Source organism: Klebsiella sp. GG_Kp146 (assembly GCF_040061975.1).
GTDB lineage: Bacteria > Pseudomonadota > Gammaproteobacteria > Enterobacterales > Enterobacteriaceae > Klebsiella > Klebsiella quasipneumoniae.
Map to the genome: position 1 here is coordinate 207559 of NZ_JBEAHA010000003.1, position 20460 is coordinate 228018.

The window sequence follows — 20460 nt, forward strand, 5'->3', positions numbered from 1 at the left end:
TGTATTGTGAAATGTTTATTGTTTCACATGCCTTAGGCAATGGCGCCAGCTCAAGCGTTATCGGTATCGTGCTGCGATAACTTTGGCTTGAGCGAAGACCCTTCACAGAATCCCTTCTCTCCGGCTTACCGGGTTATCGTCAGCGAGTTTTGACGAGGCATTTGCATGCCTGTAACTCTTGAGTAAGTTGACTATGAGTACATTACTAACTGCCCATGCGCTCCACGTGGAGACTGCCTTCGGGCCGCTGTTTAATACCCTCTCCTTCACCCTGAAGAAAGGCGACCGTATCGGTCTCATCGGCCATAACGGTTGCGGCAAAAGCACCCTGCTGCAGGTGCTGGACGGCACCCTCGCGCCCACCTCGGGCAGCGTCTCACTCGCCGGTCAGTGTCTGATGGCCCGCGTTGAACAGCATCTGCCGGAGGCGCTGCGTTCGCAGTCGCTGCTGCAGGCGGTGCTGGCCCTGTTACCCGCGGACGCGCGGGAAGCACAGCGCTGGCTGGCCGAACGCCTGCTGGCGCAGATGGGCTTCACGCCGGCGGTGATGGAGCAGCAAACCAGCACCCTGAGCGGCGGACAGCATACGCGCCTGCTGCTGGCCCGGGCGCTGATCCGCCAGCCTGACCTGCTGCTGCTGGATGAGCCCGGCAACCATCTCGATCTGCCCACCCTGCTGTGGCTGGAAAGCTTCCTGCAAACCTGGCAGGGGAGCTTCGTGCTGGTGTCACACGACAACGCTTTACTGGATGCTGTAACTAATGCCAGTTGGATCCTCCGCGACCAGACGCTGCACAGCTTCGCCTTGCCCTGCAGCGCTGCCCGTCAGGCACTGCAGGAGCAGGATGAAAGCGCCGCGTTACGTCATAAGGCGGAGCAAAAAGAGATCGACCGGGTCAGCGCCAGCGCCCGGCGGCTGGCCACCTGGGGGCGGGTGTATGACAACGAAGATCTCGCCCGCAAAGCCAAACAGATGGAGAAGCAGGTCGCCCGCCTGAAAGACGAGCAGACCGAGCTCAGCATCGGCCCGCCGTGGCGCCTGGTGTTGCAGGGGGACGCCCTGCCGGCGGACCGCCTGCTGGAGATGGACAGGCTGCCGGTGGCTCCCGCGCCGGGACTGCCGGCCCTGTTCACCACCGGCGTGGCGCGACTGCGCAGCGGCGATCGCGTGGCCATCATGGGCCGCAACGGCGGCGGGAAATCGTCCTTGCTGCGCCTGCTGTGGCAGCAGATGAACGACGCATCGCCGCTTCCGGGGCTGCGTCTGCACCCCCGGCTTCACCCCGGGTACTACGACCAGACCCTGGCGCAGTTGCCGGACGAGGCCAGCCTGCTCGACGCCCTGACGCCCTTCGCCCCGTCGGCGGACACCCGTAAACGGGCGCTGATCGCCGCCGGGTTTGGCTGGGCGAGGCATGGACAGAAGGTCTGCACCCTCAGCGGCGGCGAGCGGTCGCGGCTGCTGTTCGTCGGCCTGTCGCTGGCGCGCTACAGCCTGCTGCTGCTGGATGAACCCACCAACCATCTGGATATGGAGGGCAAAGCGGCGCTGGCGCAGACGCTCCGCGACTATCCCGGCGGCGTGCTGCTGGTCAGTCATGACCGCCAGCTTATTAGCGAAAGCTGTAACCGCTTCTGGCTGATCGACAGCGCCGGGTTAACGGAGTGGCACAGTCTGGAGGAGGTCTATGCCCGTCTGCAGGCACAGATCCCCACCCTGACGGCGGCCTCCTCATCCCAGGAGCCGTCACTCGCGGCTGATGATGAAGAGGCGCTGCTGACGCGCCTGATAGCCCTGGAGCAATGGCTGGCGGACGATATGGCCCGTAAGCCGAAACATCAAAAGCCCTCGCTACAGACCCAGTGGCGAGAGGAGATCGCCCTGCTGCTTAACCAGCTGGCGTAATCTTCGCGCTCCCCGCCGGCTAAGGCACCACGCCCTTAGCCGGCGTTTCCTGGCCGGGTAAACTGCTGCTCGGTCATCATCTTTCCCCACTGGTCCCCCTGCCATTCGCGGGTTAACGTGAAGCCAAAGGACTCATACAGTTTGCGGGCCGCGTCTAGACCTTTAAACGTCCACAGCTGAACGGCGCTGAACTGACGACTATCGCAGAAAGCCATCGCCTCACTGAGCAGCCGCCTGCCAATGCCGGTTCCCCGGCAGCTGTCATCGAGAATGAACCAGCGCAGATGCGCCTGCTGCTGGCCGAGATCCTCGCCATCGATCGCCACCGAACCGACAATCTTCCCCTCGCGCATCGCCAGCCAGATCTGGTTGACCGGCGAGGAAAGCCGGGTGGCGAATTCCGCGACGCCGCTGGCAACCTTGCCTTCAAAAAAAGCGCCGAAATCATGGTGCCGGGCGTAATACTCCCCGTGCATCTGGGCTATCCGGCCGATCGCCCCCGGCTGATAGCCGGTCACCAGCGAAATTTGCGGCGTCGTTTCCGCAAGCGCAGCATCCCGACACTGCGCCAGCGCCTGAGCATAGGCCGCCAGTCCGCTGGCGACGGTCCGCTGCTGCGTCTCATCGAGATGCGCTAACGCCTCCACCACCCGGCGGGTACCGTAGGCGTTAATCGTTGCCACCGTGTCGTACCCTTTCGCGGTCAGCGCCAGCGATTTAGACCGCGCGTCCTCCGCGCAGGGGCGCTCCTCCAGCTCTCCGGCGGCCAGCAGACGGGCGACCATCCGGCTGACGCTCGATTTTTCCAGCCCGAGCAATGTGACCAGCTGCGCGGCGGTTATCGTCCCCCTGACCGACACCTCCAGCAGGGTATGCACCGCCGAGGGTGAATAGTGGGTGGCGGCCAGCGTGGTGTTCATAAAACCCAGCTCGCGCACCATTAATCGCGAGGCCGTTCGAATTTGTTGGATTAAAGGCGTGTCAGACATAGTGAGGCGTCCAGTGAAGTAGATAGTTGTATAATACAACCATTTACTTCAGGCCGCGTCAAGAGGATAAACTATCCAGCATGGCAAGGTAGCGTATCGGATGATGGCGTGCCGCGGGCGCCGGACTGCGCCCGCGATAAGTATTATTGCGGGTTCTTCGCCTTCCAGGCCTCCCAGGCCGATTTGATCTCCTGCTTCGCGGCGGCCGCATCATTAAAACCGGCCAGCTCGACCTTTTTCCGCCCCTCTGGTAGTTCTTTGTAGACCCGGAAGAAGGCCTCCAGCCGCTGCTGCTCGATTTTCGGCAGATCGGTGATGGTCTGAATGTCGTCATAGGTCGGATCAATTTTACTGGCCGGGACGGCGATGATTTTGTCGTCTTTCTCACCGCCGTCTATCATCTTAAGAACGCCGATCGGCCGCAGCTTAATCAGCGTGCCCGGGGCCATCGGCGCGCGGGTGTAAAACACCACGTCCAGCGGGTCGCCATCCCCGGCCAGCGACTGGGTTAACGAACCGTAGTTCGCCGGGTAAGCCACCGGCATCGACTGAAAGCGGTCGGCGACGATAAACCCCGTTTTAGCGTCGGTTTCATACTTAATGATCCCGCCTGCCGGGATCTCGGTGACCGCGTAAAACTCTTCCGGATTGTTTTCCGGCTGCGGGAATTCCAGCACATTGTGAGCCTGCGCGGCGGCGGAAAAAAGCAGACCGGCGGTGAGGAGCGTTTTGACCAGATGCATTGTTGTATCACTCTGTTGTTATAAGAAATTGATGCGCAAAACAATAGAGTTGGGTGATGAAGAAAACATGACCATTCCGTGACACTATTATTACCTACCAAAATTAGAGGTATTGTCTGAATTTTGTGCTACGACTGTAGCAAAAAACCACATCCTGTACTAAAGCGCCTTGTTTTTTTCTCCATAGCGTCTAATCCTTATTGGGTAATATTGCATTAATAAAATTAATCAATCCCCTCTCAAGGAGACAGGCATGAAGGCAGCTGTTGTTACTCACGACCATCAGGTTAACGTTACGGAAAAAACGCTGCGCCCGCTGGAATACGGCGAAGCGCTGTTGAAAATGGAATGCTGCGGCGTGTGTCATACTGACCTGCACGTGAAAAACGGCGATTTTGGCGATAAAACCGGCGTTATCCTCGGTCATGAAGGGATCGGGGTAGTACAACAAGTCGGCCCTGGCGTCACCTCCCTGAAGCCGGGCGATCGCGCCAGCGTGGCGTGGTTCTTCGAAGGCTGTGGCCACTGCGATTACTGTAACAGCGGCAACGAGACGCTGTGCCGCTCGGTGAAAAACGCTGGCTATACCGTCGACGGCGGCATGGCGGAAGAGTGCATCGTCACCGCCAACTACGCGGTTAAAGTCCCGGACGGCCTCGACTCCGCCGCCGCCAGCAGCATTACCTGCGCTGGGGTCACCACCTACAAAGCCGTTAAGGTCTCCCACATCAAGCCGGGCCAGTGGATCGCTATCTACGGCCTCGGCGGGCTGGGCAACCTGGCGCTGCAGTATGCCAAGAATGTCTTTAACGCCAAAGTGATCGCTATCGACGTCAACGACGGCCAGCTGGAGCTGGCGGCGTCGATGGGCGCTGACCTGACCATCAACTCGCGCAATGAAGATGCGGCGAAAGTGATTCAGGAAAAAACCGGCGGCGCCCACGCTGCGGTGGTGACCGCGGTGGCCAAAGCGGCCTTTAACTCGGCGGTGGATGCCGTTCGCGCCGGCGGCCGCGTGGTGGCGGTAGGCCTGCCGCCAGAGGCGATGAGCCTCGATATTCCACGTCTGGTACTCGACGGTATCGAGGTGGTCGGCTCGCTGGTCGGCACCCGTCAGGATCTGGTGGAAGCGTTCCAGTTCGCCGCCGAAGGCAAAGTGGTGCCGAAAGTCACCCTGCGTCCGCTGGAAGATATCAATGCCATCTTCAAAGAGATGGAGCAAGGTCAGATCCGCGGCCGTATGGTTATCGATCTGCGTAGCTAATCGCCAGCGCCTCTCCCGCCCGGGCGAGGCGCTTCTCCTTTCGCGCTTCCCCTCGCTTCCCGCCGCGTAAAGTAAATGCAATTTCCGCAAATGCTTAGCGCAATTCCTTGGTTCCTTTGTTTTTAGCCGCGCCCGATGATGGCAACACAATAGATAACAAAGGAATTCACCATGCATCGTCATTTTCGCCTGCCCGCGCTGGCCGCGCTGTTTCTCTCCGGCGCCTTTTCCGTCTGGGCCGCCGACACGCCGGTTAAAGGCGGTACCTTGATTTATCTGGAGCAGCAACCGCACACCAATCTCTATCCACCCGCCGGCGGCTTTTATCCCAATGGCGGCATACTCAATCAGATCACCGACAAGCTGACCTGGCAGAACCCGAAAACGCTGGAGATTGAGCCGTGGATCGCCGAAAGCTGGACCAGCAATGCCGATAAAACCGAGTACACTTTCCACCTGCGAAAAGGGGTCACCTTCTCGGATGGCACGCCGCTGGACGCCGCCGCGGTCGCCAAAAACTTCGACACCTATGGGCTGGGGGATAAAGCCCATCGCCTGCCCGTCTCGGAGGTGATCAATAACTACCAGCGCAGCGAAGTGATCGACCCGCTGACGGTGAAATTCTACTTCAACAAGCCGTCGCCGGGCTTCCTGCAGGGGACCGCCACCATCGGCTCCGGCCTGGTCTCCCTCAGCACCCTGCAGCGCAATTTCGAGGAGCTGGGCGATGCCCGGCACATCATCGGCTCCGGTCCCTTCGTGGTGCAGGATGAAAAACCGGGCCGCGAGCTGACGCTGGTGGCGCGCAAGGATTATCAGTGGGGGCCGAAAAACATCGCCCAGCAGGGCCCCGCTAACCTCGACGGCATCACCTATATCGTGACCCCGGAAGACAGCGTGCGCATCGGCGCGCTGCTGGCGGGCCAGGCGGGCTTTATTCGCCAGGTGCAGGCCTACGATGAAAAGCAGGCGACCGATCAGGGATTTACGGTCTACGCCGCGCCTACCCGCGGGGTCAACGACAGCCTCAGCTTCCGCCCGGATAACCCACTGGTCGCCGACCTGCGGGTGCGCCAGGCCCTGCTCCATGCCACCAACGCCCGGCAGGTGGTGGAGACGCTGTTCTCCGCTAACTACCCGCAAGCCACCTCCGTGCTGGCCAGCTCCGCCGCCGGCTATGTCAATCTGAGCGATAAGCTCACCTTCGACCAGGCCAAAGCCCGGCAGTTGCTGGATGAGGCCGGCTGGAAACCCGCCGCCGACGGCATTCGCAGCAAAGACGGGCAGCGGCTGGCGCTGACGGTCTATGAGTCGCTCCCGCAGCCGCAGAATAAAGAAGTGCTGCAGCTGATCGCCCAGCAATGGCGCCAGGTGGGGGTAGCGTTAACGGTCAAAGCCGGGGACGCCGGCAGCCGGACGCTCGACAACCTCGACCCGCAGAAAACCCCGCTCACCGTCTCGGAAGTGGGCCGCGCCGACCCGGATGTAGTGAAAAGCATGTTCTTTCCTAACAACCGTGACGCGCTGCTGCAGAAAGGCGGCTCCAGCGATAAAGTGCAGCACTTCCGCGATGATAAGCTGAACGACCTGCTGACCGGCATCTCCGCGGCGGTGGAGCCGCAGCAGCGCCTGCAGTTAACCGGCGATGCCCAGCGCTATCTGATCGATAACGCCTATGTGATCCCCATTTTCGAAGAGCCGCAGGTGTTCGCCGGCGCGCCGTGGGTGAAAGGCGTCAGCTTCGAAGCCGTCGGGCGTCCGTCGTTCTACGGCGCCTGGCTGGATAAACACTAAGAGGCCGGATATGAGCGCTTATCTTCTGCGACGGTTCGGCCAGGGGCTGCTGGTCCTGTGGGCGGCGTTTACCCTCACCTTTTTCCTGCTGCAGGTGCTGCCGGGGGATGCGGTGCTGATCAAGTTTCAGAACCCGGACCTCGGTCTGAGCCCGGCGCAAATCGCCGACATGCGGCTGGCCTACGGCGCCGACAGCCCGCTGTGGCGCCAGTACCTGCACACGCTGCTGGCGATGCTGCACGGCGACTTTGGCTATTCCCTGCAGGCGGGTCTGGCGGTCAGTAGCCTGATTGCCAGCAACCTGCCGGATACCTTAAGCCTCGCCCTACCGGCCTTCCTGCTGGCCGTGATCCTGGCGTTTGCCCTCGCTTTCGCCTCACGTCTGCCGGGGCTGCGCTGGCTCAGCAACCTCCTGCAGTCGCTGCCGGTGCTGTTTATTTCGCTGCCCACCTTCTGGCTGGGTATCGCCCTGATTCAGCTCTTTTCGTTTCAGCTGCGCTGGATCCCGGTGATCAACCCCGGTCCGCTGGAGGGGCTGATTTTACCGGTTATCGCCGTCGCGCTGCCCATCTCCGCCCCGCTGGCGCAGATCCTGATGCGCAGCATGGATCAGGTGGCGGTTCAGCCCTTCGTCGCGGTCGCCCGCGCCAAGGGAATGAGCGAGACCGGCGTCCTCTGGCGCCATGTGATGGGTAACGCCCTGCTGCCGGCGCTGAATATAGCCGGGCTGCTGCTGGGCGAGCTGATTGCCGGGGCGCTGATCACCGAGACCGTCTTCGGCCGCAGCGGGCTCGGCCAGCTGACCCAGCAGGCGGTGAATAACCAGGATATCGCCGTGCTGCAGGCGGTGGTGATGATTTCGGCTCTCGGTTTCGTCCTGATCAACCTGCTGGTCGACCTGGTCATGCCGCGGCTGGATCCCCGACTCCAATTACAGACCGGAGGTGCGAAATGAGCCTGGTCGACTATGCCATCGCGGTTCGCCGCCGCCCGGAGTGGCGCAAAGTGCGTCTGCAGCCAGGCCTGTGGCTGGCGTGGGCGGTGATGATCACCGCCCTGTTAATGGCCCTTGCCCCACAGTGGTTTACCTCCGCTAACCCGCTGGAAGGGATCCCCGGCGCTCAGCGCCTGGCGCCACAGGCGCACCACTGGCTGGGTACCGACCAGCTGGGCCGCGACCTGTGGACGCGGGTGGTTTACGGCGCGGTACATTCTCTGTCGGCGGCGCTGATCGCCGTCGCCATCGGTCTGGTGGTGGGCACCGCCCTTGGCACCCTCGCCGGGGCGCTGGCCGGCCGCGTGGAATCAACCATCATGCGCCTGGTGGATGTCCTGCTGGCTATCCCTTCCCTGCTGCTGCAGCTGACGGTGATCATTCTGCTGGGTTTTGGCACGGTGAATGCGGCGGTGGCGGTCGGCGTGGCGGCCATCGCCAGCTTCGCGCGCCTGGCGCGGGCGGAGGTGGTGCGCGTGCGCCACAGTGATTACGTCGAGGCGGCCCGGGGCAGCGGCGGCACCTTTCTCGCCATCTTCTGGCGTCATATCCTGCCCAACTCGCTCACCGCGGTACTCGCCTTCGCCACGCTGCAGTTTGGTCAGGCGATGCTGGCGCTGGCCACCCTCAGCTTCCTTGGCTACGGCACCCCGCCGCCGGTCCCGGAGTGGGGATTACTGATCGCCGAAGGTCGTAATTACCTGTCGACCGCCTGGTGGCTGACCACCTTCCCCGGCCTCGCCGTGGTCGCGGTGGTCCTTGCCGCCAATCGTCTTAGCCGCCTGTGGAGTGGAGTACGCCCATGACCGTTCTCTCTGTTGAAGATCTGCGCATCAGCTACCGGTCGCGGGGCGAATGGCGCGAAGTGGTGCATAACGTCAGCTTTTCCATTCAGCGCGGCGAAATGCTGGCCTTCGTCGGTGAATCCGGCTCGGGGAAAACCACAACCGCGCAGGCCATTATCGGCCTGCTGGCGGATAACGCCCGCCGCGACGCCGGGCGGATTATCCTCAATGGCGAAGTGATTAGCGACTGGTCGGCAAAACGCCTGAACCGCCTGCGCGGGGTGAGCATCAGCCTGGTGCCGCAGGACCCCGGCAATTCGCTTAATCCGGTAAAAACCATTGGTCAGCAAGTGGAAGAGATCCTGCGGCTGCATCAGTCCCTTTCCGCCGCCGAACGCCGGCAGCAGGTTCTCAACCTGCTCGCTAAAGTCGGGCTCAGCCACCCGGAACAGCGTTTTGACCAGTACCCGCATCAGCTGTCGGGCGGGATGAAACAGCGGGTGCTGATCGCCATCGCCATCGCCCTGCAGCCGGATCTGATTATTGCCGACGAGCCCACCAGCGCCCTCGACGTTACGGTGCAAAAGCGCATTCTCGATCTGCTCGACATCCTGCGGTGCGAGTCGGGAACCGCCGTGCTGTTTGTCACTCACGATCTGGCGCTGGCCGCCGAACGCGCCGACCGGATCATGGTGTTTCGCCAGGGCGAGATTCAGGAACAGGGTGCCACCGAGGCGATTATCCGGCGTCCGCAGCACCCTTACACCCGCCAGTTGCTCCACGATCTGCAGGACGCGCCGCTGAGGCTGACGGCGGATCGTCACCGTCCGCTGGCCACGCCGGCCATTCGCGTCGAAGGGATCAGCAAACGCTTCTCGCTGGGCAAACAGGCCCTGCAGGCGCTCGACAGCGTCAGCTTTGAGGTCAAACGCGGCTGCACCCATGCGCTGGTGGGCGAATCCGGCTCCGGGAAAACCACCCTGGCGCGGATCCTGCTGGGCTTCGAGCGCGCCGACGCCGGACAGGTGACCATCGACGGTATTGACGCCGGGCATCTCAGCCGGGAGGCGCAGCGTCAGCTGCGGCGCAAAATCCAGTTCGTCTACCAGAACCCCTTTGCTTCGCTCGACCCGCGCCAGACGCTGTTTGCGATTATCGAAGAGCCGTTAAAAAACTTTGAGCGCCTCAGCGCGGCGACGCGTCGCCAGCGTGTGGAGAGCGTCGCCGCCCGGGTGGCGCTGGCCCCGGAGCTACTGTCGCGGACGCCGCGGGAGCTTTCCGGCGGCCAGCGGCAGCGGGTGGCGATTGCCCGGGCACTGATCCTCGAGCCGGCGATACTGGTTCTTGACGAAGCGACCTCGGCGCTCGACGTCACCGTTCAGGCGCAGATCCTCGCCCTGCTGCAGCAGCTACAGCAGCAGCTTGGTCTGAGCTACCTGTTCATTACCCACGATCTGGCGACGGTGAGGCGGATTGCCGACAGCGTCACAGTGCTGCGCGCCGGCCAGGTGGTGGAGCATGGCGACGTTGGGCGCCTGTTCGCCGCCCCGCAGCAGGCCTACACCCGCGAACTGATCGCCGCCATTCCCCAGGTTTCCCCACGCCTGGCACAGGCCCACATGGAGAACGCATAATGCCTAAACGCCTCGGCTTTTTTACCCGTCTGCTCGATCAGGGCTCCGCACAAACGCGCTACCGGCTGGCGGCCGAACAGATCCGCCACGCGGAGCGCGTCGGCTTCGACAGCGCATGGATTGCCCAGCACCATTTTCATGAACAGGAAGGCGGCCTGCCTTCCCCGCTGGTGTTTCTCGCCCACGTGGCGGCGCAGACGGACCGCATTCGCCTCGGCACAGCGATTATCACGTTGCCCATGGAAAATCCGCTGCGCGTCGCCGAAGACGCGGCGGTGCTGGATTTACTCACCGACGGGCGTCTGGAGGTGGGATTTGGTTCCGGCGGCACGCCAACGTCGTTTCTGCCCTTCGGCCTGACCAGCGAGCAGCGCGGGGCGGTGTTTGCCGACCATCTGCACCTGATCCACAGCGCCTGGCGCGGCGACACCCTCAGCCACCCGGACAACCGTCTCTATCCGCCCGCGCCGCAGCTGGCGGCGCGCATCTGGATCGCCACCTTCTCGGTGGAAGGCGCCATCCGCGCCGGTCAGGCGGGGCACGGGCTGATGCTGTCGCGCACGCAGCCCCGGCCGCCCGGTGAGCCGCGCCTGCCGCTGGACGCCATTCAGAACCCGATCGTCGACGCCTACCTGGCGGCGCTGCCGGACGGCGTTGCGCCGCGGATCCTCGCTTCGCGCACCGCCTTCGTCGCCGACAGTCACGCCAACGCCCTGCAGATCGCCGAACCCGGCCTGCGCAAGCAGGCTGCACAGTACCGGGCTGCGGGTCATCTGATAGAAGGTGACAGTGTCACTGACTATCTGCAACAGCTGGATGCCCACGTGGGCGATCCTGAGCATGTTATTGCCTCCGTGGCGCAGGACAGCGTGCTGGCCCGCGCCACCGATGTTTCGTTCCAGGTGCACTCGGTGGAGCCTTCGCACCGGGATACGCTGCGTTCCATTGAGCTGATCGCTCAGCATATTGCCCCCCACATCAGATAAGGAGTCACCATGACGCTGAGTCAGGATATTCTGGCCGAACTGGCGGAGATCGCCGCCGGTTCCCCGCTCGACCAGGCGCGCGCAGTCCGCGATGCCGCTACCCGACATGCGCAGGGAAGTTATGAAGTGCTGTTCAGCCAGCAGGACGCCGATTTTCCCCTCGATGAACGCTTCGCGGTGGCGGCAAAGGTGGCGAAGCTCCATCAGGCGGACGCGCTGGCGGCGCACTATGCCGGCTTCGGCCTGGCCGATCCGACCACGGATCGTCTGGTTCCGGCGCTGGCCTTTGCCCGCCTGCTGACCTTCACCCCCGTCGAAGCGACACCCGGCGCGCTGCAGGTTCTGACAAACGCGGGCTGGAGCCTGCGGGGCATCGTCACCCTGGCGCAGCTGGTGGCCTTTGTCAGCTTCCAGAGCCGCCTGCTGCTGGGTCTGCGGGCGCTCAACCACCAGCCCATCGTCAGCGCCGACACGCCGGTGGTGGCCGGGTACTGGCACACCACCCCGCACGCGCAGAGCGGCAAAGCGGCCCCGGTGCGCTTCACCCGCGAGGAGCTGCACTGGGAACCCTGGCTGGCGGATAAACCGTTGGCGGAATTTAGCGCTGAAGAACAGGCGATTCTGGCCAAATATGGCCATAGCGATTCGCCCTACTTCCGCCTGCTGGCGCGCAACCAGCCGGTGCTGGAGCAGCGGACGCTGACCGATAAAGGCATTTTCTATACCCCGGGGGGATTGCCGCGCGCCGAACGTGAACTGGCCGCCACGGTGGCCAGTAAAATCAACGGCTGTATTTACTGCGCCTCGGTGCATGCCCGCAAAGCGGCGCAGCTGGCGAAGGACGAGACTGCCGTCGACACGCTGCTGGCAGTGACGCCGGGAGAGGATCTGCGCGGCGGGCAGTCGCCGCGCTGGCAGGCGGAAATCGACGCCGCCGCCGCGCTATCGGTGACGCCGCCCGCGCTGAATGCCAGCCATCTGGCAGCGCTTGATGAACAGGGCTTAGATACTCTGGCCCAGCTGGATCTGCTGCAGTCAGCGGCCTTTTTCGCCTGGGCCAACCGGCTGATGCTGACGCTCGGCGAGCCCTGGCGTGAGTAAGCATCGTTAGCAAGCCTGTCGGCGTTGATGGCGGCCGTAGATGAGCAAGGCGCTCATCGCCAGAAACGACAGCGTGGCGGCGGGGAGCGCCACGCTGTTCCAGCCGAAGCCCTGGGCAATCATCATTCCGCCGCAGAAGGCGCCGATGGCGCTCCCGAGGTTAAAGGCGATCTGCCCCCCTGCCGCCCCCAGCATCTCGCCGCCTTTGGCGTTCTGCAGCAACAGGATCTGCAGCGGCGCCGACAGGGCGAACAGCCCGGCACAGCAGAAAAACGCCAGCGTCAGCGAAGCGATTTTATGCTCCCCGAAGGCAAAGATCAGCAGCAGCGTCACAGCGATCGCCCCGTCGGTGATGGCCGCGATGCGCAGCGGACTGTAGCGCCCGGAAATTTTGCCGCTGAACAGGTTGCCGACCACCATGCCCAGCCCCGCCAGCATCATAATCAGCATCATCCGGCTTTCGGCAAAGCCGGAAACGTTGAGCATAAAGGGCTTGATATAGCTGAACCACGCGAACACCCCGGCGTTGCCGAACATGGTGGCGGCAAAAATCAGCCACGGCGCCGGGGAAGCGAGGAAACGGAACTGCTCGCGCAGCCGGGTGGTGGCCCGATCATACAGCGTAGGGACCCAGCAGAAGATGGCCATAAACACCGCGACGTTAAACACCGCGATAAGCGCGAAGGTATAGCGCCAGCTAAAATGATGCCCAAGCCAGGTGCCCCCGGGAACGCCCACCAGGTTAGCCACCGTCATGCCGCCGATCATCCCCGCCACCGCGGCGGTCACCCTCCCCGGCGGCGCGATTTTCGACAGGATGATCGCCCCCACGCCGAAGAAAGCCCCGTGGGGAAACCCGGAAACCAGCCGGCCAAGCGCCAGCATGGCGTAGCTGCTGGAGAAGGTAAACAGGGTATTGCCGAGAATGCACAGGGCGGCGAGAAACAGCATCACCGATTTCAACGAAAACCGACTGGAGAGCAACGCCATGATCGGCGCGCCGATCACCACGCCGAAGGCATACCAGGCAATCATATTGCCGGCGGCGGGGATTGAAATCCCGACATCGCGCGCCATGTCCGGCAGCACGCCCATAATGCCAAATTCCGCCATGCCGAGTCCGAAAGTGCCCAGCGCCAGTGAAAAAATCGTTTTTTTCATACATCTTATAGGGGTATTGAGAGACGGCCGGCATTATTGACCATCCCGCCTCGCCACACCAGCTAAAAACGCCCGACGACAGTATCCTCCATACAACGGCCTGATTCGTTCATGCGCTCGCCAGCGCCGCCGTTGGCGGTCCTGCTGGCGGCAGAGGCGCCTGGCGGTGGATAATTCCCTGTAAAAATTGGTGGGCACGCAGGGACACATTGTGGATTGATCTCAAGTTAACTTGAGGTTGTAAAGTCGAGACATCGTTCACCTCGGGAGAATCATCCATGCAAAATGTTGATGTTGGCTTTACCCATGTCGCCTTTACCGTCCGCTGTCTGGCCAGCAGCATCGATTTTTATACCCGCTACACGGCGATGACCGTTATTCACCAGCGCGAACCCAACCTCCCCTCGGCGCGTAAAGTGGCGTGGCTCAGCGATCGCACCCGACCTTTCGCCCTGGTGCTGGTGCAAAGTGATGGCCCTGCCGACACGCCGCTGGGTCCGTTCGGCCATCTCGGCGTCGCCTGCGCCACCCAGGAGGAGATCGATGAGAAGGTCGCCCAGGCGCGGCGGGAAGGCGTTCTGCGCCGGGAACCGGAGCAGCTGGGCGATCCTGTGGGCTATTTCGCTTTCTTTGCCGACCCGGACGGTAACACCCTGGAGCTGTCATGGGGGCAGCGAGTGGGGCTGGAAGTCATTGCCGCGGGGAACGTCAGCTAGCCCGTCCCGGGCGCGAATATTTTCCACCGCCACGCCAGTGAAGGATTACACTTCAAAGGGATACCTCGGCAACACGGAGCATGGCGATGGGTAATAAGAAAAGCGGTCATCCTGTCGACGCGGCGGTGAAGATCGCCCCGCTCGACAATAAAGCGTACGAGAAGGCGCTGCGCAAGCTCCACGTTGAGCTGGTAAAACTGCAGCGCTGGGTGGTGCATAAAGGGCTGAAGGTGTGCATCGTCTTTGAAGGCCGGGACGGCGCCGGCAAAGGCGGCACGATTAAGGCGATCACCGAGCGCGTCAGTCCGCGGATCTTCCGGGTCGTCGCCTTACCCTCGCCCACCGAACGCGAGAAAAGTCAGCTCTATTTTCAGCGCTATATCAAGCACCTCCCGGCGGCTGGCGAAATCGTGATTTTCGATCGCAGCTGGTATAACCGCGCCGGCGTCGAACGGGTGATGGGCTTTTGTACCCCGGAGGAAGTGCAGAAGTTCCTCGACGGCGCGCCGATGGTGGAGCGCGGCATGGTCGAGTCGGGCATTATCCTGCTCAAGTACTGGCTGGAGGTCTCTCCGCAGGAGCAGGAGCGGCGCCTGCGGGATCGCATCGACGACGGGCGCAAGATCTGGAAGCTCTCGCCGATGGACATCAAGTCTTTCAACCGCTGGGATGAATATACCGCTGCCCGCGACGCCATGTTCGCCGCCACCGACACCGCCTGGGCGCCGTGGTTCGTCGCCCGCTCCGAAGATAAAAAGCGAGTGCGTCTGAATATCATCACCCACCTGCTGTCACAGATCCCCTACGAAGCCTTGCCAGTGGAGCATGTCACGCTGCCGAAGCGCAAAATGGGCAAAATGAAACAGACCAATTTCCCCTTCCGCTTTATTCCGGAGAAGTTCTGATTATTTCCCGCCGCGCTGGTTAATGCCAGCGCCGGGTTTATTACCATAACCATGAATATTTCATGCGGTTGCTTTCCTCTGGAAGTTGTCTCGCAAAATAAAAAACAAATCCGAACCAGGTATTTCTTTTCATCGCACACCGCGTGATAATCAGCTCGCCAACAACAAGGAGCAGATAATGAAACAGAATGCCGTTAACAAGTCACAGAATCGCGATCGCACAACAACGTTTAACCCGCAAAACCAGTCACTTACCATCGTCGATGCGGACAAACGCCGAAAAGACCAGGAATTCATTAAGGCACTGAATGAGTTCACTGCCCGTGCAGGGTTGTTGTCAGAGGATCCTTTTTTCGGAGGGATTTAATGGCGGCACAATTTGATATTTTTCGTAACCCATCATCGAGAACCAATGCGTTTCAACCTTATTTAATGGTAATCCAACATGATTATTTTAATGACCTTGGCACACGTTTAATTGTGCCGCTGAGCTATCATTCTCATTTGACCGGCCATTATCATGCTGCCGCCCCGGTTATTAATATGGAGTTTGAGAAACTGTTCATCAACGCGCCGGCAATCACCAGCGTGGCAAAGCAAAGGCTGGATAAAAAATATTTTTATCTGCAATTTGGCTAAAGAAAGAACGACCGTGATATCAGCGATGGACGCATTAATCACTAACACATAAACCCGCTCCAGCAAAACTGGAGCGGGCCTCCTGGCCAGACGGCTTACTTCATCCCTTCGCGACTCTCTTTGATCGCCTCCAGACGTTCGACATCGCGATACCAGCGCGGGTGATGTTTCTTCGCCCAACGGCGGCTGACCTTGCCTTCAATCATCCCCTTAATCGACCCCTTCACCCAGAACGCCATATACATATGGATAAGGATCGCGTGGATCAGAATAATGGCCGACGTCGCGTGAATTAACAGGCTGTAGCGAATCACCTGAATCGGGAAATAGTGGGCAAACCAGGGACGCCAGATAATCACGCCGGTCACCAGCAGCACAAAAATCATGCTCATGATGGTCCAGAACATCATCTTTTGCCCGGCGTTATATTTACCGACCCGCGCCACTTTATGCTCGTTGCCTTTCAGCACCTCCACAATGCCTTTCAGCCAGGGGATATCCTGTTTATCAGGGATGTTGTGATGGACAAAACGCACGAACATAAACATCAGGGCGATAAAAATCAGCACTCCGAAGAAGGGGTGCAGAATACGCCCCATCTGCGGGGTACCGAAGGTTTCCGTCAGCCACTGCAGGGTCGGGAAGAAAAACGAAATACCCGATAGCGCCACGAGGAAGAAAGCGATCACCACCGTCCAGTGACAGGCACGATCGATAAAGGTCGTGCGTACTATCATCTTCGATTTACTCATCATGCTCCTCCTCGTCGTCGTCAACTTCCTTATTTGGCCCGATACCGATGTAGTGATAGATAAGCCCGGCAAAGGTAGCGATAAAGCCCGCCGCCGACAGCGGCTTCAGGATCCCTTTCCACAGCTCCACCGAGGTATCAATCTTCGGCGCAGCAGGCAGCTTGTGATAAAGCTCGGGCTGGTCGGCATGATGCAGGACGTACATCACATGGGTGCCGCCGACGCCCTGCGGGTTGTAAATCCCGGCCCTGGCATAGCCGCGTTTTTTCAGCTTAGCCACCCGCTCCTCGGCCACCTCCAGCATCTCTTTCTTCGTACCGAAGTGGATCGCGCCGGTCGGACAGGTTTTCACGCACGCCGGTTCCTGACCGACGCTGACCCGGTCCACGCACAGGGTGCATTTATAGACCCGGTTATCCTCTTTATTGAGACGCGGGACGTTAAACGGACACCCGGCAATGCAGTAGCCGCAGCCGATGCAGTTTTCCTGCTGGAAATCGACGATGCCGTTGGCGTACTGAATAATCGCCCCGGCGGACGGGCAGGCCTTCAGGCAGCCCGGCTCTTCGCAGTGCATACAGCCATCCTTACGGATAAGCCACTCCAGTTTGCCGTTCTGTTCGGTCTCGCTAAAGCGCATCACCGTCCAGGATTTAGCGCTGAGATCCGCCGGGTTGTCGTACACCCCGACGCAGTGCCCCAACTCATCGCGGATGTCGTTCCACTCGGAGCAGGCCACCTGGCAGGCTTTACAGCCCACGCAGGAGGAGACATCGATAAGCTTGGCGACTTCCGCCTTATGGTCCCGCGCGCGCGGTGCGGGCGTGATCGGGTTGGTCGCGGAGCGTTTAATAATGTCTTGTGTTTCCATCGCCATTGAATCGCTCCTTACGCTTTCTCGATGTTGACCAGAAACGCCTTGTACTCCGGCGTTTGCGAGTTGGAATCGCCGACGTTCGGCGTCAGGGTGTTAGCGATATAGCCTTTGCGAGCCACGCCTTCAAAACCCCAGTGCAGCGGGATCCCGACGGTCTCCACCTGCTGGCCGTTGACGTTGAGGGTTTGCAGACGGCGCGTCACCACCGCCACCGCGCGAATAAAGCCGCGCTGGCTGCTGACTTTTACCCGGTCGCCGTTGGCGATGCCTTTCGCTTTTGCCAGCCCTTCGCTGATTTCGACAAACTGTTCCGGCTGCGCGATGGAATTGAGCAGCGCATGCTTGGTCCAGGTATGGAAGTGTTCGGTCAGACGATAGGTGGTCCCGACGTACGGGAACTTATCCTTCTTACCTAAGCGAATGGCGTCCTCTTCATACACACGCACCACCGGGCTGGAGACCACCTTCGGGTGCAGCGGGTTAGTGCCAAGCGGGGTTTCCATCGGCTCGTAGTGTTCCGGGAACGGCCCTTCCGCCAGCTTATCCAGTGCGAACAGACGACCCAGCCCCTCCTGCTGCATGATAAACGGCCCGGTGTTGCTCCCCGGCGGCGCGGTATTGAAGTCCGGAATATCATTCCCGACCCACTTGCTGCCGTTCCACTGGATCAGCATCCGCTTCGCATCCCACGGCTTGCCGTTGATGTCGGCTGACGCGCGGTTATAGAGCACCCGGCGATTGAGCGGCCACGCCCAGGCCCAGCCCAGCGTATTGCCCAGACCCGACGGGTCGGCGTTATCGCGGTTCGCCATCTGGTTGCCCTGCTCCGTCCAGCTGCCGCTGTAGATCCAGCAAGACGACGCGGTGGTGCCGTCATCGCGCAACAGCGCAAAGCTGTTCAGTAATTGGCCTTTCTTCGCCACCAGAGCACCGCTGGCATCATACAGGTCCGCCAGCGCGTAGCCGTTGTTTTCTTTGGCAACTTCTTCCGATTCCGGATGGTCCGGTTGTTTGTAGTGCCAGCCCATCTTCAGCAGCGGCTCAGCGCCTGTACCGCCTTCGGTGCGGTACAGTTCGCGCAGACGATGGTAAATCCCGGCCAGGATCTCGCCGTCGTTACGTGCTTCACCTGGGGCATCCTGACCTTTCCAGTGCCACTGCAGCCAGCGGCCAGAGTTAGCGATCGAACCGTCCTCTTCGGCAAAGCAGGTGGACGGCAGGCGGAAGACTTCCGTCTGAATGGCTGCCGGGTCGACATCGTTCGACTCGCCGTGGTTTTGCCAGAAGGTCGAGGTTTCGGTGACCAGCGGGTCGATAACCACCATATACTTCAGCTTGCTCAGGCTGCGAACCACCTTGTTTTTATCCGGGAACGACGCCACCGGGTTAAAGCCCTGGCAGATATAGCCGGTGACGTTGCCGTTATCCATCATGTTGAAGTACTTGATCACGTCGTAAGCCTGGTCCCACTTCGGTAACCACTCAAAGCCCCAGTCGTTCTCTTTTTGCGCCGCCTCGCCGTAGAAGGACTTCATCAGGCTGACAAAGAATTTCGGGTAGTTGCTCCAGTAGTTCACCTGGTCCGGCAGGGTCGCTTTTGGCGTGTTGGCCGCCAGATACGTCTGCAGATCCGGCTGCTTATCAGAAGGCAGCGTCAGGTAGCCCGGCAGGCTGGTGGACAGCAGGCCAAGGTCGGTCAGTCCCTGAATGTTAGAGTGACCGCGCAGGGCATTCACGCCGCCGCCGGCCATGCCCATATTGCCGAGCAGCAGCTGGATCATCGCCATGGTGCGAATGTTCTGCGCGCCGACGGTGTGCTGCGTCCAGCCCAGGGCATACAGGAAAGTGGTGGTGCGATCGGCGGCGCTGGTTGAGGCCAGCACGTCGCACACCTTGAGGAAGTCCGCTTTCGGCGTACCGCAGATGTTTTCGACCACCTCCGGCGTGTAACGGGAAACGTGCTGCTTCAGCAGGTTCCACACGCAGCGCGGATGGCTGAGCGTCTCATCGCGTTTGGCGTAGCCGTTTTCATCGAACTGGTAGTTCCAGGACGATTTATCGTACTGGCGTTTGTCCGCATCATAGCCGCTGAACAGCCCCTCTTCGAAGGCAAAATCATCCCGCACCAGCAGGCTGGCGTTGGTGTAGTGCTTCACGTACTCGGCATTGATTTTGTTATGTTCGATCAGGTACAGCAGGACTCCCGACAGGAAGGTAATGTCGGTACCGGAGCGAATCGGCGCATAGATATCCGCCACCGACGCCGTACGCGTAAAGCGCGGGTCGACAACGATAAGCGTGGCGTCGTTGTTGTTTTTCGCTTCCATCGCCCAGCGGAATCCCACCGGGTGGGCTTCCGCGGCGTTGCCGCCCATCACCACCACGACGTTCGCGTTTTTGATATCCACCCAGTGGTTGGTCATCGCACCGCGACCAAATGTTGGAGCAAGACTTGCTACCGTTGGTCCGTGTCAGACGCGTGCCTGGTTGTCTACCGCCAGCATGCCGAGCGAACGCACAAATTTTTGCGTCAGCATGCCGGTTTCATTACTTGCTGCCGAAGCGCACAGCATGCCGGTGGAAAGCCAGCGGTTAACCGTCACGCCCTGTTCGTTCTTTTCCATAAAGTTGGCGTCGCGGTCGGCTTTCATCAGCCGGGCGATGCGGCTGAAGGCTTCATCCCAGGAGAGTCGCTGCCATTTATCAGATCCCGGCGCGCGGTATTCCGGGTAGCGCAGGCGGTTGTCACTGTGGACATAGTCCAGCAGGCCGGCGCCTTTCGGGCATAACGCGCCGCGGCTCACCGGATGGTCCGGATCCCCTTCAATATGGTAAATCGCTTCTTTGGCGTTTTTCGCGCCGTCGCCGAGGCTATACATTAATAGCCCGCAGCCAACGGAGCAGTAAGTGCAGGTGTTGCGGATCTCTTTCGCACGCAGCAATTTGTAGTTGCGTGCCTGAGCCAGCGCCATTTTGGGGGCAAAGCCCAGGGCGGCAGCTGTGGTTCCGGCCATACCGCCTGCGCAGATCTTAAAGAACTTTCTGCGGCTGACGTCCATTGCATTCCTCCATGCAGGATGTTGATTCATCGCGCGGAGGAAACTAACAGCAAAATCCCAGGAAAATTTGCGTCAAATCAAGGAGCAAAACCAACGCCCCCTTAATCGCCAGCCGCGGCCGTTTTCACTAATCCCTAGGGATTACCCATGGCGGA

Annotated in this window: 18 protein-coding genes; 12 read left to right on the forward strand and 6 right to left on the reverse strand. The window is 60.9% G+C overall.

What is annotated here, in order from left to right; all coding sequences use genetic code 11:
* Window positions 1–193 precede the first annotated feature (193 nt).
* Window positions 194–1906 (forward strand): ABC-F family ATP-binding cassette domain-containing protein, encoded by a 1713-nt coding sequence (locus ABLU95_RS05505; RefSeq protein WP_348878984.1) that lies wholly within the window; start codon window positions 194–196, stop codon window positions 1904–1906.
* A 35-nt stretch (window positions 1907–1941) separates the two neighbouring features.
* On the opposite strand, the gene ABLU95_RS05510 is transcribed toward ABLU95_RS05505, so the two are convergent.
* Window positions 1942–2895, reverse strand: coding sequence for a helix-turn-helix domain-containing GNAT family N-acetyltransferase (locus ABLU95_RS05510; protein ID WP_348878986.1), 954 nt, complete (start codon window positions 2893–2895; stop codon window positions 1942–1944).
* A gap of 143 nt (window positions 2896–3038) precedes the next feature.
* Window positions 3039–3638, reverse strand: coding sequence for an inorganic diphosphatase (locus ABLU95_RS05515; RefSeq protein WP_023289834.1), 600 nt, complete (start codon window positions 3636–3638; stop codon window positions 3039–3041).
* A 253-nt stretch (window positions 3639–3891) separates the two neighbouring features.
* Here ABLU95_RS05515 and adhP point away from each other — a divergent pair, with 253 nt between their 5' ends.
* The 7 genes from adhP to ABLU95_RS05550 all read left to right on the forward strand — a co-directional run bounded on the left by adhP (window position 3892) and on the right by ABLU95_RS05550 (window position 12196).
* Entirely contained in the window at window positions 3892–4902 is a 1011-nt protein-coding gene (gene adhP, locus ABLU95_RS05520; RefSeq protein ID WP_065881651.1) for an alcohol dehydrogenase AdhP, read from the forward strand.
* Window positions 4903–5073: 171 nt separating this feature from the next.
* Complete coding sequence (locus tag ABLU95_RS05525) at window positions 5074–6696, forward strand: TIGR04028 family ABC transporter substrate-binding protein (RefSeq protein ID WP_032452998.1); 1623 nt, start codon at window positions 5074–5076, stop codon at window positions 6694–6696.
* Between the two features lie 10 nt (window positions 6697–6706).
* Window positions 6707–7651 (forward strand): ABC transporter permease, encoded by a 945-nt coding sequence (locus ABLU95_RS05530; RefSeq protein WP_023289836.1) that lies wholly within the window; start codon window positions 6707–6709, stop codon window positions 7649–7651.
* A complete protein-coding gene (locus ABLU95_RS05535) occupies window positions 7648–8496 on the forward strand; it encodes an ABC transporter permease (RefSeq protein ID WP_348878989.1) in 849 nt (282 codons plus the stop codon). Before ABLU95_RS05530 ends, ABLU95_RS05535 begins: the two co-directional genes overlap by 4 nt.
* Window positions 8493–10109, forward strand: a complete 1617-nt coding sequence (locus tag ABLU95_RS05540; protein WP_348878990.1) for an ABC transporter ATP-binding protein — start codon at window positions 8493–8495, stop codon at window positions 10107–10109. The genes ABLU95_RS05535 and ABLU95_RS05540 overlap by 4 nt, the downstream gene beginning before the upstream one ends.
* Entirely contained in the window at window positions 10109–11095 is a 987-nt protein-coding gene (locus ABLU95_RS05545) for a putative FMN-dependent luciferase-like monooxygenase (protein WP_348878991.1), read from the forward strand. The genes ABLU95_RS05540 and ABLU95_RS05545 overlap by 1 nt, the downstream gene beginning before the upstream one ends.
* Window positions 11096–11104: 9 nt before the next feature.
* Entirely contained in the window at window positions 11105–12196 is a 1092-nt protein-coding gene (locus ABLU95_RS05550; protein WP_343519041.1) for an alkylhydroperoxidase domain protein, read from the forward strand.
* A gap of 6 nt (window positions 12197–12202) precedes the next feature.
* On the opposite strand, the gene araJ is transcribed toward ABLU95_RS05550, so the two are convergent.
* Window positions 12203–13357, reverse strand: a complete 1155-nt coding sequence (araJ, locus tag ABLU95_RS05555) for an MFS transporter AraJ (protein WP_023289841.1) — start codon at window positions 13355–13357, stop codon at window positions 12203–12205.
* A 278-nt stretch (window positions 13358–13635) separates the two neighbouring features.
* Between araJ and ABLU95_RS05560 the strand changes: the two genes are divergently transcribed.
* The 4 genes from ABLU95_RS05560 (at window position 13636) to ABLU95_RS05575 (ending at window position 15617) form a co-directional block, all read left to right on the forward strand.
* Window positions 13636–14073: a VOC family protein gene (locus tag ABLU95_RS05560; protein ID WP_348878993.1), complete on the forward strand. Its 438-nt coding sequence runs from the start codon at window positions 13636–13638 to the stop codon at window positions 14071–14073.
* Between the two features lie 86 nt (window positions 14074–14159).
* Window positions 14160–14978, forward strand: coding sequence for a polyphosphate kinase 2 (ppk2, locus tag ABLU95_RS05565; RefSeq protein WP_023289843.1), 819 nt, complete (start codon window positions 14160–14162; stop codon window positions 14976–14978).
* Between the two features lie 178 nt (window positions 14979–15156).
* Complete coding sequence (locus ABLU95_RS05570) at window positions 15157–15345, forward strand: hypothetical protein (RefSeq protein WP_050533435.1); 189 nt, start codon at window positions 15157–15159, stop codon at window positions 15343–15345.
* Window positions 15345–15617, forward strand: coding sequence for a CcdB family protein (locus tag ABLU95_RS05575; RefSeq protein WP_226327374.1), 273 nt, complete (start codon window positions 15345–15347; stop codon window positions 15615–15617). Before ABLU95_RS05570 ends, ABLU95_RS05575 begins: the two co-directional genes overlap by 1 nt.
* 95 nt (window positions 15618–15712) lie before the next feature.
* Here the strand turns inward: ABLU95_RS05575 and fdnI are convergent, their stop codons facing one another.
* The 3 genes from fdnI to fdnG are packed head-to-tail and all read right to left on the reverse strand — an operon-like array spanning window position 15713 to window position 20305.
* A complete protein-coding gene (gene fdnI / locus ABLU95_RS05580) occupies window positions 15713–16369 on the reverse strand; it encodes a formate dehydrogenase-N subunit gamma (protein WP_023289846.1) in 657 nt (218 codons plus the stop codon).
* On the reverse strand, window positions 16362–17246 hold the full coding sequence (gene fdxH / locus ABLU95_RS05585; RefSeq protein ID WP_348878994.1) for a formate dehydrogenase subunit beta: 885 nt from the start codon (window positions 17244–17246) through the stop codon (window positions 16362–16364). The genes fdnI and fdxH overlap by 8 nt, the downstream gene beginning before the upstream one ends.
* Before the next feature lie 11 nt (window positions 17247–17257).
* On the reverse strand, window positions 17258–20305 hold the full coding sequence (fdnG, locus tag ABLU95_RS05590; protein WP_348878995.1) for a formate dehydrogenase-N subunit alpha: 3048 nt from the start codon (window positions 20303–20305) through the stop codon (window positions 17258–17260).
* Between the last annotated feature and the right edge of the window lie 155 nt (window positions 20306–20460).